The sequence below is a fragment of the Archangium sp. genome, from assembly GCF_036389735.1.
Classification (GTDB): Bacteria; Myxococcota; Myxococcia; order Myxococcales; family Myxococcaceae; genus Archangium.
Map to the genome: position 1 here is coordinate 1 of NZ_DASVWK010000302.1, position 12,753 is coordinate 12,753.

The window sequence follows — 12,753 nt, forward strand, 5'->3', positions numbered from 1 at the left end:
GAAGAGGGGCGGGTTGACGACCCAGAGGAACTTCCACACGCCGCCGCTGCCGTACTCGGGGATGAGCCCGAGCTTCTTGGCCACGTGCACGCGCAGGTTGGCCATCACCGTGTGCACCAGCGACTCGCGGCCGAACTGGAAGACGAGGAGATCGCCCGTCTTCGCGTTGCAGGCCTCGTTGATGGCCTGACGCAGCGCGGGGGTGATCGTCTTGGACAGGGGCGACTGCGTCCACTCGCCGCCCTCGCCCACCTTGGCGCGCGCCAGACCCTTGGCGCCGTTCTGCTTGGCGAACTCCTCCAGCTTGTCGCTCTCGGCGCGGCTCATCGGCTTGTCGCCGGGGATGACCATGGCCTTGGCGATGCCACCCTGCTCCACCGCCTCCCAGATCATCGGCACGCCGCCCCCGGCGCCGTGCTGGCGGATGAGGTCGGTGAGCACGATGTGCTCCAGCCCGAAGCGCAGGTCCGGCTTGTCATTGCCGTACTTCGCCATGGACTCGTCGAAGTTCATCCGCATGAAGGGCGTGGGGATGTCGATGCCCAGCACCTCGCCCCACAGCTTCTTCAGCAGCCCCTCGATGATGTTGAAGATGTCGTCCTGGGTGACGAAGCTCATCTCCACGTCGATCTGCGTGAACTCGGGCTGCCGGTCCAGGCGCAGATCCTCGTCCCGGAAGCACTTGACGATCTGGAAGTAGCGGTCGAAGCCCGCCACCATGAAGAGCTGCTTGTAGAGCTGGGGGCTCTCGGCCAGGGCGTAGAACTTGCCCGGGTTGAGCCGGCTGGGGACGAGGAAGTTGCGCGCCCCGCCCGGCGTGTACTTGCCCATGAAGGGCGTCTCCAGCTCCAGGAAGCGGTTGTCCACCATGTACGAGCGGGTGAGCGCGTTCATCTTCGAGCGCGTCATCAGCGTCTGCTGGAGCGGCCGGCGGCGCAGATCCAGGAAGCGGTACGCCAGACGCTTCTCCTCCGCCGTGTCCACGTTGTCCTCGACGAGGAAGGGCGTGGGCTCGGAGCGGTTGAAGATGGTCAGGTCCGTGGCCTTGATCTCGATCTCACCCGTCTTGAGCTTGGGGTTCACCTGGGTGCCGCGCGAGGCGACCTTGCCCCTGATACCGATGCAGTACTCGAGGCGCAGCTGGCCCGCCACCTCGTGGGCCTCCTTGGCGATGTCCGGCTCGAAGACCACCTGGGTGAGGCCCTCCCGGTCACGCAGGTCGATGAAGACCGCGCCGCCGTGGTCTCGCCGGTTCTGCACCCAACCGAAGAGGACGACTTCCTCGCCGATGTTGGCCTTGGTGAGCTGCCCGCAAGTGTGAGTACGCTTGACCTCGGTAATGAACGGGACCGCCATGACACCGCCTGCACTGATGGGGGGGAGTGGAAGGGGGGCACCATAGAGAGCGTGGAAACGGTGCGTCAAGGAATCCGAGAGGGCCGGCCCCCCCGGCTTCAGGTGTCCACCGGTCCCGTAGTAGAAGGGCGGCATGGTCCGAAAGCTGACAGCCGCCGCCGCACTCGCGACGCTCGCCGCCTCGTGCGCGCCAGAGACCCAGACCCCCGTGAAGGTCCGCGCGCTCGTGCTCTCCAGTAATGGCACGTACGAGCCCCAGGAAGTCGAGCTCAAGACGGTCAAGGACATCGTGACCCTGGAGGGCCAGGTCGTCCGGCTCCTGGGGGGCGCGAACGTCCGGTTGGACTCGAACGATCCCGAGCTCCAGGTGGCCACCACCGAGGAGGCGTTGGAGCGCGCGCTGGTGAAGGACGAGGGCCGCCCCGTTACCGCCAGCTACATCACCGACGCCCAGGGCGTGCTGTGGCCGGCGGACTTCCACACGTGGAACCTCGTCACCACGTATTACAACCTCGAGCGCGCCTGGGACTACTTCCGCACCATCGCCGAGGTGAGGGCGGCGGATCTGCCCCAGACGAAGGCGTACTACTTCCCCGACTTCGTCCTGGCCGACCTGGACGACAAGCCCCAGCGCGACAACGCCCTCTACTTCGCCCCGACGAGCTCCTTCCTGGTGCTGCCCTTCGACCAGGTGCAGAGCGCGCCCCTGGCCATCAACGCCTCCGTCCTCACCCACGAGTACGCGCACCTCGTCTTCAACCGCCTCGCGTACAGCGGTCGCACCCTCCCCGAGGCCATTACCACCTGGTCGGCCACCGGAGGCATCGCCACCCCGGGCCTCAACGTCCTCAAGTCGCTGGACGAGGGCCTGGCGGACTTCCACGCCTACGTGGCCTCGTGCCAGTCCAGCTTCGGCTGCAACACGCGCGTGCTGGCCACCTCCTTCGAGGGCAAGCCCGTGGACGACCGGGACCTGACGAATCCCCGCAACTGCATGACGCGGGATCTGCGCTCCCAGCTCACCGACACCAACTTCGCCACGTTCAGCGGCCGCGAGTACCAGGTGGGCACCATCCTCGCGACGGCGCTCTTCAAGGCGAGCAGGACGGCGGCGGACCGGCAGGTGCTGGCTCGCGCGGTGACGGCGGCCTACTCGGACACGTCCGTGGACAAGCCCGGCCTCGCCCAGCGCACCCGCGAACACCTGAACGACCAGTCGAAGTTCACGCTGGGGCTGGCGATGCGGACCCTCGTCCAGCACCTCCCGTCCGGGAACATCGAGCTGAAGCAGGCCGTGTGCACCCAGCTCGCCACGCACCTCCAGATTCCCATCGACGAGCTCGTCGGCGGCAAGGACGACTGCCCGGCCAGCACCACCGTCAACTCCTCCTGCGAGTCGATCAACCCATGAAGACCGCCGCCATGAACTCCTGGCTCCTCCCCTGTCTCCTGGGCGGACTCGCCCTCGCCACGCCCGCGCTCGCCCAGGACGAGGACGCGCCCTACACCTACCCGGACGACGAGAAGAGCGAGGAGGAGGAGAGCCCGCGCCACCGCCGCCCCCACTCCTCCAAGGAGGACACGTCGGACGACTACCGCCGGGGAGACGAGGAGGAGGACGAGAAGGAAGAGGACTTCGATCGGATGGCGGGCCTGGATGACCCGAACACGGGCATCGCCTTCGAGGTGCTCGGCGGCGCCATGTTGCTGAGCAGCCCGCGGGGGCAGTTCGCCGACGTGCTGCCGGCCGTGGGCGGGCGCTTCACCTGGGAGTTCGGGCGCATCCTCAACGTGGAGGCGCTGCGCGAGGCGCTCTGGTTCGACGTGCGCTACACGTACGCCGGGGTGCGCGAGGGCACGAAGCTCATCATCGGCGACACGCGGCTGCACTACGCCACGATCGCCCCGGCCTACGAGCTGACCTTCGGGGACAGCAAGGACTATGGAGCCTACGTGCAGGTCGGAGGAGGCATCACGTACCAGCAGACCTCCCTGACCGTGGGCGACAAGATGACGCAGGTGGACGGCCTCAAGTCCCTCATCCAGTACGGCATCGGCCTGCGGGGCCGCACGCGGGTGTCCTCCGTGTCCAACACGCGGCTGGCCTGGCGCATCGAGCTGATGCGCTTCCGCCGCGGCTACATGGACGACACCTTCGTGGGCGCCAGCCTCGGGACCGCCTTCTAGGCGGCCCACCCGGTCACCCGGCCACGACTCAGTGCTCGTGGCCCGGGGCGTGCGCGTGGCCGTGCTCCAGCTCCTCCGCGGTCGCCGCGCGCACCTCGCGCACCGTCACCTCGAAGTGGAGCGTCTTGCCGGCCAGCGGGTGGTTGAAGTCCACCACCACCGTCTTGGGGCGCAGCTCCTTGACGAGGAAGTCCACGTCATCCCCCTCGTCGTCGGTGGCGCTCACCACCCCGCCCTCCTCCAGCTCCATGTCCGGCGGGAAGTCCTCGCGCGGCACTTCCTCCACGCCGTCCGGGTCGTACTCCCCGTAGCCCTCCTCGGGAGAGACCTGCACCTTCAGGGACTCGCCGGCCTTCTTGCCCTCGAGCGCCTTCTCCAGCCCGGGGACGATCTCCTCGTACCCGTGCAGGTAGACGAGCGGATCTCCCGGATCGCTCTCGTCGATGAACTTTCCGTCTCCCAGGTGCAGCCGGTAGTCGATGGAGACGACACTGTCCTTAGCGATTTGCATGACCGCCCTCCTCGGGGCGTGGCAGCGAGAGCGCGCTCGGAGCCGGGGCTCCTGCCACGCCAGGCTGATGATGGGGTTGCGCACGTGCTCTTGCAGGGCCCTGGCGCTCCCCTGCCTGCCAGGCGAGAGCGTGCCGGCCCCATCTACCACAGCGGTTGGGACCGGTGTTGAAGAGAGGACGCCCAAACCCTCATTGGAACCCGCCGCGTCATGAAGAATGGCTACACCTTGGAACGGGTATGCCCAAGGTCGCGGACTTCATCGAGAAACACCGGGAGCAGCTCGTCGAACGCTTCGTGCAGCGAGCAGGCAACCTGGACTCCGCCCGGAGCCTCAAGCCCTACGAACTCGTCGACACCCTGCCCGAGTACCTCTCCACGCTCGCCACCATCTCCCGGCAGGGCCACCGGGGCGACCCGGCCGCGACGAAGAAGCGCCTGGAGGGAACGCACATCGGCCTGCGCCTGCGGCACGGCTACTCCCAGGAGGAGGTGACGGCCGAGTACGCCCTCATCGGCCGCCTCCTCGCGTCGCTGTGGGAAGGCCTTCCGCGCGAGGAGCAGCCCCCTCCCGAGGACACGGGGCTGCTTTTCGAGGAGCTCCAGGACGCGATGAACCAGGTGGTCGCCACCTACAGCGGCTATACCCTGGAGGACCGGCAGGCCGAGAAGCGCACCCAGCGCCAACTCGACGCGCTCGCGCCGAAGGCGCTGGAGCGGAGGGGACAGCCCTCGGCCTCCCAGCTCGCGCCCCTGCTGGAGATCATCCAGGAAGCCCTGCACGTGGATGGAGCGGAGTTGCTGCTGGTGGATGGCCAGGGCCAGGGCCTGGAGTGCGCCGCCGTCACTGGCGCCTTCCCCTCCTTACCGCCAGGGCAACCGATGCCGCTGCACGGGCGCTCCTTCGTGGCGCGCGTAGCGTCCTCCGACGAGCCCCTGCACCTGCCAGATGCCGCCACCAGCCCCCCTGGGACCGTGCGCGACGAGGTCCGCCACAGCGGCCTGCGCTCGCTGCTGGCCCTGCGGTTGTGGCCTCACGGCAAGCTGCTGGGCGTCCTCACCGTGGGGGTGAAGGAGACCCGCGTCTTCGAGCCCCGGGTCCAGCGCTACTTCGAGACGCTGGGGGAGTCCCTCTCCAGGATCCTCGACCGCGCCCTGCTCGTGGGAGAGCTGCGCCACAGCGAGGTGCGCTTCCGCCGGATTTCGGAGGCGGGCATCGTCGGCATCGTGGAGTGGGATGCCTCCGGCCGCATCACCGCCGCGAACGACACCCTGCTGCACATGCTGGGCTACACGCGCGAGGACGTGAAGACGGGCCGTCTCAACTTCCGCACCCTCACTCCGCCCGAGCACCAGGAGGCCACCGAGCGCACCGTCCGAACCTTGAAGGAGACAGGAGTCATCCAGCCCTTCGAGAAGCAGTACCTGCACCGGGACGGCCACCGCGTGGACATCCTCATCGGCAGCGCCACCCTGGATGAAGCACGCGAGCGGGGCATCGCCCTCGTGCTGGACATCTCCGAGCGCAAGCGTGTCGAGGAGGAGTACCGCACGCTCGCCGAGTCCATGCCCCAGGTGGTGTGGACGTCCCGGCCCGACGGCGCCCTCGACTACATCAACCAGGTGTTCGCCGACTACATCGGCAAGAGCACCGAGAAGGCACTCGGCCGCTCGTGGATGGAATTCGTGCACCCGGAGGACCTGCCCCTCACCGCCGAGCGCTGGACGCAGGTGGTGTCCACCGGTGGGCGCTACGAGGTGGAGCACCGGGTGCGGCGCGCGGATGGCGTGTACCGCTGGTTTCTCACGCGCGCCCAGCCCATGACCGAGGCCGGGCACGTGGTGAAGTGGTTCGGCACCAGCACCGACATCGAGGACAAGAAGCGCGAACAGGGCCGCCTGGAGCTGCTCGCACGCGCCTCGACGCTCGGGACCTCCCTGGACTACGAGCGGACCCTGGCCCAGGTGGCGCAGTTCGCCGTGCCCGCCCTGGCGGACTGGTGCTTCGTGGACATCATCGGAGAGGACGGCAAGGCCCGGCGCGTGGAGGTGGCCTTCCGGGATCCGTCCAAGGCCGCGCTCGCCGAGCAGACCCGTCGCTTTCCCCCCGGGAACAACCCCGAGCAACCGTCCGCGCAGGGCCTGCGCGCGGGCAAGACGGTCCTCATCCAGGAGTACACCGAGGAGCTGCTCCGGCAGCAGGCGCAGAACGAGGAGCACCTGCGGCTCTTCCTGCACATCGGCGTGCGCTCGGTCATCGTGGTGCCCCTGGTGGCCCACGGACGCCAGCTCGCGGTGGTGACCTTCGCGACCACGAAGGAGTCCGAGCGGAGGTATGGCCCCGAGGATCTCATGCTCGTCGAGGAAGTGGCGCGTCGGGCCGCCCAGGCGGTGGAGAACGCGCGCCTGCACCGTGGTCTCCAGCAGAGTGAGGAACTCCTCAAGACGGTCTTCGAGACGCTACCCGTGGGGGTGTGGGTGACCGATGCCCAGGGGCTCCTCACCATGAACAACGCCGCCGTCCGGCGCATCTGGGAGGGCGCTCGCCGGGTGAGCATGAAGGACTACGGCGAGTTCGAGGCCTGGTGGTTGGAGACTGGCGAGCGCGTCACGCCCGAGCAGTGGGCCCTGTCGCGAGCGCTGAGCAAGGGTGAGACGATCCTCAACGAGGTTCTCCGCATCCGGACCTTCACCGGCAAGGAGCGGATCATCCTCAACTCGGCAGCGCCGCTGTACGACGCGGAGGGACGCATCTCGGGAGGCATCGCGGTGAACGAGGACATCACCGAGCGGATGCGCGTGCAGGAGGAGGTCCGCCAGCGCGCCGAGTTCGAGCGGCAGCTCATCGGCATCGTCAGCCACGACCTGCGCAACCCCCTGGGCGCCATCAAGCTGGGGGCCACGGCACTGCTCCAGCGAGACGACCTCAACGAGCGGCAGACGAAGAACGTGGTGCGCATCCAGTCCGCCGCCGAGCGCGCCATCCGCCTCATCCGCGACCTGCTCGACTTCACCCAGGCCCGCCTGGGCGGTGGCATTCCGGTGAGCCCCAAGCCCATGGAGCTGCATGGCTTCACCCGGCAGGTGGTGGACGAGGTGCAGCTGGTCCACCCGGAGCGACGCCTCGACGTGGAGAGCCAGGGTGACGGGCGGGGTGAGTGGGACCCGGACCGTCTGGCCCAGGTGCTCACCAACCTCCTCACCAACGCCCTGAACTACAGCCCCGCCGACACTCCGGTGACGGTGCGCTCACGCGGAGAGGACGGGACGGTGCTGCTGGAGGTGCACAACGCGGGCGCCCCCATTCCTTCCGAACAGCTCCCCCGGATGTTCGAGCCCCTGGAGCGCGGAACCGGCCAGCAGGACCGGGTGGGCAGCAGCATCGGCCTGGGTCTCTTCATCGTGAGGCACATCGTGGAGGCGCATGGGGGCACCATCTCGGTGCGCTCGGAGGCGAAGGAAGGGACGACCTTCACCGTCCACCTGCCACGCAAGTGTCAGACACCGCCCCCACCCGGAGAGGGGACTACTCCTTCCTGGCGATGACGCCGCAGGCCACGCGGCTGCCCGAGTTGCCCGCGGGATCCGTGACGAGATCGTCCTCGCCCGCGTGGATGACGATGGCCTTGCCCACCACGTCCTCGGAGGAGCCGTCGCCGAGCTTCCACTCCTTCTTGGAGAGCGTCAGCGTGCCCTTGCCATCCTGGCCGATCTCGATGTTGCCGAGGTCTCCCAGGTGGTGGTTGGCGTCGGGCGAGCCGTGGGTCTTGGTCGTCGGGTTCCAATGGGCGCCCGCGCTGGAGGCATCGGCGGCGCTACAGTCACCGTTCTGGTGGATGTGAGCCCCGTGCTTGCCCGGGGTGGCGCCGGAGACCTCCAGCATCAGCGTCACCTGGTCACCGTCCTCTTGGAAGGTGGCGGTGCCAGTGGTGGAGCTGCCGCTGCGGCTCTCCAGGCGGGTGGTGGCCTGCCGCTCCTCGCCGCAGGCGACGAGGGCGAAAGCCGCCGCGAGGACAGTGGTTCGGAGGCTGATGTCGAACAGCTTCTTCATGGCGACTCCTGGCGAATCAATCGCAGACAAAGGGGACGATGCACGTCACCGACGCGTTCTCGCTGCCCTCGTTGTTCACCCTGCACTCGGCTTGCTGGTAGCCACCGGCGCGGTAGCACAGCTCCTCGCAGGGGGTGCCCGGCGCGGGCGTACCGCCGTCGGCCGAGCGCACGTTGGCCACCCAGAACGTGTCCTCATACGTGGGACTCCTGCCCTCGCAGTTGTCCTTCGAGGTGTCGCAGCCGAGCAACGAGAGGGTGGGAACGGCCAGCAGCAGGAAGACGACGGTATGGCGGCTCATGGGCACCTCACGACGAGCACCAGACCTCACTCCCAGGAAAAATCACACACCACCTCGAGCTCTCCCGTTGAGTGCGTGACGACCTGGATGCCCTGGGCCCGTGCCGTCTCGAGCATCTGTCGTACCAACCCCTCATGGAACGGAATGGGCATGAAGCTACCCTCCATGCGGATCCACCCTCGGGTCGGCCCCGTCCATTCCAGCCTGGAGCTTCCATGGTTCACCGCGATGCGGAAGGCCGTGGGCATGATGCTGAGCAACGGCTGGGGGCGCCCCTGGGTCAACTTCAGCATCGCCTTGCCCGTCACGGACTCCAGGAAGTCGATGGCGGCCTGCCGCCCTATCTGCTGTAGCGCGGCCTCCGCACCGCCATGCCGCTCGGCGAGCGTGGGCAGCGCGGTGAAGAGGATGGGGAACAGCAGTTGGACGGAGTAGCTGAAGAAGTCCACGAAGCGCTCCTGGCCACACGCCTCCTGGCAACGCCGCACCAGCGCCTCGTCCCCCAACGTCCGGAGGTTCTCCAGCATGCCCTTGAAGAAGAAGCCACGCATGGTGTGCTCTGGCTTCACGAACGTCCTGCGCCGCTCCAGATCCTGGAGCCAGAATTCCAAGGGCTGTTCACCGCGAACCATGCCTTCTCCCGGCTGTCCCAGGCGATCATATAGGCTCGTCGGTCGCCGCCCCCCAACAACCCGACGGAGAAGTTCTATGTCTTGGCTGCGTACAATCGCCATCCTGGCCATGGTCCTGTCGCTCGGCCTTGGTGCCAGTCCCGCTTCCGCCTCGTCCTTCCGCACGGTCGACATCATGGCGCGTGATGGAGTGGTCCTGACGGGCAACATCTTCACGCCCGACACCCCGGGCCCCCACCCGGCCATCCTCTTCATCACCAGTTGGGCGCTGCCCAACGTCGAGTACCTCGCCCAGGCCCAGCGGTTCGCCGACGACGGGTACGTCGTGCTCTCGTACACCCCTCGCGGTTTCTACCTCTCGGGGGGCTACATCGAGACGGCCGGGCCCAAGGACGTCAGTGATGTGAGCGACGTCATCGACTGGCTGCTCATCCATACCCCTTCGGACCCGGCGCGCATCGGCTCGGCGGGTATCTCGTATGGCTCGGGGATCAGCCTGCTCGGCGCGGCGTTCGACCCGCGCATCCGCGCGGTGGCCGCCTTGAGCACGTGGACCGATCTCCAGTACTCGCTGCTCTCCAACCAGACCCGTCACCTGCAGTCCGTGGGGCTCCTGAAGCTCGCCGCCGAGCTGACGGGGCGCCCCTCGCCGGAACTCCAGCAGACGCTCTCGGACTACTTCGGCAACCAGAACCTCTCCCGGGTCACCGCCTTCGCGCAGGTGCGCAGTGCCTCGACGTACCTCGATCGTCTCAACGCGAACCGCCCCGCCATCCTCCTGGCGAACGCCTATGGCGACAGCCTGTTCGCGCCCAACCAGCTCACCGACTTCTTCACCCGGCTGACGGTGCCCAAGCGGCTCGAGCTTCGCCCGGGCGATCATGCCATCCCGGAGCTGACCGGCCTGCTCGGCCTGCCCAACGACGCGTGGCTCGGCGTGCACCGCTGGTTCGACTACTACTTGCGTGGGGTGGACACCGGCATCGCCGCGGAGAGACCGGTCCAACTCCAACCGCGCGGCCAGGATGGCTACGAGTCCTATCCCTCATGGAATGCGATCTCCACGAGCACGGCGCGCTACAACCTGGGTGAGGTGGACTGGCGGAGCGGCGAGGGCGAGCTCGTATCGAGCGCGCGGACGGGCTGGAGCTGGACGATCCTCGCGGGCGACGACACCGTCGCCCATGGCGGAGCCGTGCTGCTGACGAACGGCGCCGAGGCGCTCACGGGCGAACCGGCGACGGCGTGGATCCCCTCGGTGGATCGGGACAACGCGGGCGTCTGGCAGTCGGACCGGCTGACGAGTGCGCGACGTCTGCGGGGGGCCGCGCACCTGCGCTTGACGGTGACTCCTGGCAGCTCCGGGCAGACGACGGTCATCGCCTACCTCTACGACACGGACGCGTACGGGACGGGGCGCCTCGTGACGCATGTGGCGTACACGCTGCGTGGGGCGGTGGCTGGCCAGGCGTACACCGTGGACACGGACTTCCCGGCCACGGCCTACGACGTGCCGAGCGGGAATCGTCTCTCGCTCGTCATCGACACCGTCGATCCGCTCTACGCCGATCAGGCGGCGCCGTTCACCTCGATGAAGTTCTCCTCGCCTTGGAGCAATCCGTCCTACGTGTCGCTGCCGCTCCAGTGACCAGGCCCCAGGCGTGAGCTGGACGCGGGACGGCTCGCGGGAAACTCGCTTGCTCACACAGGGGGTCACATCGCGTCTTACGAATTGTTTCAGGGGACGCGCGGGGCTTGGGTTCCGGGCGAACTCATGAGACAGAGTAGGATGAAGGCCGGGTCGTGCCGGGCCCCGACCCCTCTCGCGGTGAGGCTTCGTGCGCTTCCAGTTGGATTTCGATCGCGGGATGGAGCACTTCGCGCGGCTGTCGTACCGGCGACCCGGACGGGTGCTCGCATGTGTGCTGGTAGCGGCCCTGCTGGCGGGCGTGCTCGCCGCGCGGCTCGTCTTCCGGGGCTCGTTCGTGGAGCTGCTCCCCTCCAACACCCAGGAGGTGCGAGAACTGGAGGCGGTCTCCCGCAAGGCCGGAGGTGACGGCTATGTGGTCCTGCGGGCCCGGGGAGCGAGTCCGGAGAGCCTCCGCCGCTTCGCCCACGCGCTGGCTCCCCGCCTGGAGGCACTGGAGGAGGTGCGCTACGTCGAGTTCCGCTACGACACGCGCTTCTTCGAGGATCGCGCCCTGCTCCTCCTCTCCGCGCCGCAGCTGCGCGCCCTGCGCGGGGATCTCGAGGCCGCGGTCCGGGAGCAGAAGCTCGCCGCCAACCCGCTCTTCGTGAGCCTCGAGGACACGCCTCCGCTCTCGCTGGAGGAGATCGCTCGCCGCCACGCGCCTCGCACGATGGTGCGCGAGTACTTGAGCCCGGCGGACGGCAGCGAGCTGTACCTGTTCGTGAAGCCCGCGGGCCTCGCCGGAGACCTTGTCTTCGCCCGGCGGCTGGTGACGCGGCTTCAGGCCACGAGCGCCGAGGTGGCTCGGGACTTCCCGGGCGTGGAGACGGACGCCACGGGCGCGCACGTGCTGCGGCTCGAGGAGGACCGGCGGATGCGCCAGGATCTCACGCGCGCCTCCATGCTCTCGTGCGCCATCGCGGCGCTCATCGTCGTCCTGTCCTGCCGGCGCTTCTCCTCGCTGCTCGTGGTGGGGGCGCCCGTGGGCGTGGGGCTGCTCATCACCTTCGCGCTGGCCCAGCAGACCATCGGATACCTCAACATCATCACCGGCTTCCTCGTCGCCATCCTCATCGGACTGGGCATCGAGTACGGCCTGCACCTGGCGCTGCGCTACTCCGAGGAGCGCCGCCAGCACCCCGCCGCTGAGGCGCTGCGCGAGACGATCCTCGGCACCTGGAAGGGCGCGCTGACGTCGGCCTGCACCAACGCCGCCGCCTTCTCCGCGCTCACGCTCGCCGAGTTCCAGGCCTTCGCCCAGTTCGGGTGGATCGCCGCCGCCGGCGTGCTCTTCACCGTGCTGGCCACGTACTTGATCGGCCCGGCGCTCATCGCCCTCACCGAGCGGCTCCGTCCGGGTCGCGCCGAGGCGCCACTGCCCTCCCGCCCCTACCGCGTGGCCCCGCGCCTGCCTCGCGGCGTGCTGATGGGCATCGTCGTGGGTGTAGGCGTGCTGGTGGCCTGGTCCGCCACGGTGGTGGGCCGGATTGGCTTCGAGCCCGACATGCGCAAGCTGCGCGGAGAGTTCGCCGCCACCAGGCTGGATGATCGCATCATCTCCCAGCTGGGCCGGCGCCACTCGCCCACCGTCTTCCTCACCGAGGACGTCGCCCAAGCGGGCAAGCTCTCGACGGCGTTGCGCGAGCTGGAGGCCCGCCATGGCGAGGATCGCACCTTCGCGGAGATCGTCTCGCTCAGCGACTTCCTGCCGCGCACCGGCGCGGACGTGGAGGCGGAGCGGACCGCGCTGCGCGCCTTCGTCGACGGCCTGCCCCAGAGTGCCCGGAGCTCCGAGCGGGTGGGCCCCGCGCTGCGCCGCCTGGAGGACCTCCTGGCCGCCCGCCCCTACGGCGCGGAGGAACTGCCGGCCGAGGTGCGCCGCCGTTTCACCGCGCTGGATGGAGAGGGAAGCTTCGTGCTCGCCTTCAAGAGCGGGTCGCTCTCCGACACGGACGCGCTGCACCGCTTCGGCGATCAGATGGGGGAGTTGCGGCAGGTGGCCCAGGCCCAGGGCTTGAGCTTCCAG

10 protein-coding genes are annotated in these 12,753 nt (G+C 68.5%); 5 read left to right on the forward strand and 5 right to left on the reverse strand.

Going from position 1 to position 12,753, the window contains the following annotated elements:
- The coding region (gene aspS / locus VF794_RS10680) for an aspartate--tRNA ligase (RefSeq protein ID WP_331109366.1) at nt 1-1,356 on the reverse strand (1,356 nt) is incomplete at its 3' end.
- A 133-nt stretch (nt 1,357-1,489) separates the two neighbouring features.
- Between aspS and VF794_RS10685 the strand changes: the two genes are divergently transcribed.
- Both VF794_RS10685 and VF794_RS10690 read left to right on the forward strand, forming a co-directional pair.
- Nucleotides 1,490-2,767 carry a hypothetical protein gene (locus tag VF794_RS10685; protein ID WP_331109368.1) on the forward strand — a complete coding sequence of 426 codons (1,278 nt, stop codon included), beginning with the start codon at nt 1,490-1,492 and terminating at the stop codon, nt 2,765-2,767.
- The gene (locus VF794_RS10690; RefSeq protein WP_331109370.1) at nt 2,764-3,543 is read left to right on the forward strand and encodes a hypothetical protein; all 780 of its coding nucleotides are present in this window, start codon (nt 2,764-2,766) and stop codon (nt 3,541-3,543) included. The genes VF794_RS10685 and VF794_RS10690 overlap by 4 nt, the downstream gene beginning before the upstream one ends.
- A gap of 28 nt (nt 3,544-3,571) precedes the next feature.
- Here VF794_RS10690 and VF794_RS10695 read toward each other — a convergent pair whose 3' ends face one another.
- A complete protein-coding gene (locus VF794_RS10695) occupies nt 3,572-4,054 on the reverse strand; it encodes a peptidylprolyl isomerase (RefSeq protein WP_331109371.1) in 483 nt (160 codons plus the stop codon).
- 239 nt (nt 4,055-4,293) lie between these two features.
- Here VF794_RS10695 and VF794_RS10700 point away from each other — a divergent pair, with 239 nt between their 5' ends.
- Nucleotides 4,294-7,599 carry a PAS domain S-box protein gene (locus VF794_RS10700; protein WP_331109374.1) on the forward strand — a complete coding sequence of 1,102 codons (3,306 nt, stop codon included), beginning with the start codon at nt 4,294-4,296 and terminating at the stop codon, nt 7,597-7,599.
- On the opposite strand, the gene VF794_RS10705 is transcribed toward VF794_RS10700, so the two are convergent.
- The 3 genes from VF794_RS10705 to VF794_RS10715 are packed head-to-tail and all read right to left on the reverse strand — an operon-like array spanning nt 7,580 to nt 9,037.
- Entirely contained in the window at nt 7,580-8,104 is a 525-nt protein-coding gene (locus VF794_RS10705; protein WP_331109376.1) for a superoxide dismutase family protein, read from the reverse strand. The two genes, VF794_RS10700 and VF794_RS10705, sit on opposite strands and share 20 nt — an antisense overlap.
- A gap of 16 nt (nt 8,105-8,120) precedes the next feature.
- Nucleotides 8,121-8,405, reverse strand: coding sequence for a hypothetical protein (locus tag VF794_RS10710; RefSeq protein WP_331109378.1), 285 nt, complete (start codon nt 8,403-8,405; stop codon nt 8,121-8,123).
- Between the two features lie 26 nt (nt 8,406-8,431).
- Nucleotides 8,432-9,037, reverse strand: coding sequence for a TIGR02265 family protein (locus VF794_RS10715; protein ID WP_331109379.1), 606 nt, complete (start codon nt 9,035-9,037; stop codon nt 8,432-8,434).
- A 76-nt stretch (nt 9,038-9,113) separates the two neighbouring features.
- Between VF794_RS10715 and VF794_RS10720 the strand changes: the two genes are divergently transcribed.
- Both VF794_RS10720 and VF794_RS10725 read left to right on the forward strand, forming a co-directional pair.
- Nucleotides 9,114-10,685 carry a CocE/NonD family hydrolase gene (locus tag VF794_RS10720; protein WP_331109381.1) on the forward strand — a complete coding sequence of 524 codons (1,572 nt, stop codon included), beginning with the start codon at nt 9,114-9,116 and terminating at the stop codon, nt 10,683-10,685.
- Between the two features lie 190 nt (nt 10,686-10,875).
- The coding region (locus tag VF794_RS10725; RefSeq protein WP_331109383.1) for an MMPL family transporter at nt 10,876-12,753 on the forward strand (1,878 nt) is incomplete at its 3' end.

Excerpts from the sequence above, each read along its gene's own strand:
- VF794_RS10715 (WP_331109379.1), bottom strand. The coding sequence starts at position 9,037 with ATGGTTCGCGGTGAACAGCCCTTGGAATTCTGGCTCCAGGATCTGGAG.
- VF794_RS10710 (WP_331109378.1), bottom strand. The coding sequence starts at position 8,405 with ATGAGCCGCCATACCGTCGTCTTCCTGCTGCTGGCCGTTCCCACCCTC.
- VF794_RS10705 (WP_331109376.1), bottom strand. The coding sequence starts at position 8,104 with ATGAAGAAGCTGTTCGACATCAGCCTCCGAACCACTGTCCTCGCGGCG.
- VF794_RS10685 (WP_331109368.1), top strand. The coding sequence starts at position 1,490 with ATGGTCCGAAAGCTGACAGCCGCCGCCGCACTCGCGACGCTCGCCGCC.
- VF794_RS10690 (WP_331109370.1), top strand. The coding sequence starts at position 2,764 with ATGAAGACCGCCGCCATGAACTCCTGGCTCCTCCCCTGTCTCCTGGGC.
- VF794_RS10720 (WP_331109381.1), top strand. The coding sequence starts at position 9,114 with ATGTCTTGGCTGCGTACAATCGCCATCCTGGCCATGGTCCTGTCGCTC.
- VF794_RS10695 (WP_331109371.1), bottom strand. The coding sequence starts at position 4,054 with ATGCAAATCGCTAAGGACAGTGTCGTCTCCATCGACTACCGGCTGCAC.
- VF794_RS10700 (WP_331109374.1), top strand. The coding sequence starts at position 4,294 with ATGCCCAAGGTCGCGGACTTCATCGAGAAACACCGGGAGCAGCTCGTC.